Source organism: Methylobacterium sp. WL18 (assembly GCF_008040015.1).
GTDB classification, from domain to species: Bacteria; Pseudomonadota; Alphaproteobacteria; order Rhizobiales; family Beijerinckiaceae; genus Methylobacterium; species Methylobacterium mesophilicum.
This window is the reverse complement of sequence record NZ_VRVD01001159.1, coordinates 1-744: the sequence shown is the minus strand read 5'-3', so window position 1 is coordinate 744 and position 744 is coordinate 1. Positions and strand designations below refer to the sequence as shown.

At 69.9% G+C, this 744-nt stretch carries 1 protein-coding gene; it reads left to right on the top strand.

Annotated features, from left to right (window positions below):
* Positions 1-435, top strand: a 435-nt coding sequence (locus FV228_RS31520) for a PD-(D/E)XK nuclease family protein (protein ID WP_187277998.1), incomplete at its 5' end; no start/stop codon positions are given.
* Between the last annotated feature and the right edge of the window lie 309 nt (positions 436-744).

Below are 744 nucleotides of genomic sequence, written 5' to 3'. Positions count from 1 at the left end.
GCTTTCGTGCGGGCCCGCGCCCCCGGCCTGCCGCGGCCGGCAACCTCCGGAATCGTCCGCTCGGTGCTGCGGATCATCGACGATCCGGACCTCGCCCCGCTCTTCGCACCCGACGCCCGGGCCGAGGTGAACCTGTCCGGCCGGGTGCGAGCCGGCGGTGGCGAACGGGTGGTGCAGGGCCGCGTCGACCGCCTCTCCGTCGCGACCGACACGATCCGGATCGCCGACTTCAAGACCGGCCGCCCGCCGCCCGAGGACGCGCCGCTACCGCCTGCGGAAGCCGGACAGATCGCGCTCTACGCGCGCCTGCTCGGCGAGATCTATCCGGAGCGGACGATTCGGCCGATGCTGATCTGGACCTCGGGTCCGGTGATCCGGACGCTGAGTGCGGACGATATCCGAGCGGCCCTCGACCGGGCGGGGATCGAGGGCTGACGGGCGCTTTTCCGAGTGAGCGAGCGCACCTGAGAACGACGAGTTTCCAGGCTCGCTACAGCGCGTGATCGACGTGTCTGTGGATAGCTTCTGGCCGAATCATGCGCGCTTCACGCCGTCATTGCGAGCACGGCGAAGCGACCCGGTGATGCACCAGCTTAAGATCGCGCAGCGCCCCGGGGTTGCTTCGCTACGGTCGCCATGACGGTGGGGCGGGGGTGTCGAGGAAGAAAGCTGTAACGCGGCGGCATCCGCTGGAAGGGTCTTCTCTCGCACCCTTCCCCGCCCCTCCCCCACCCGACATGCGCC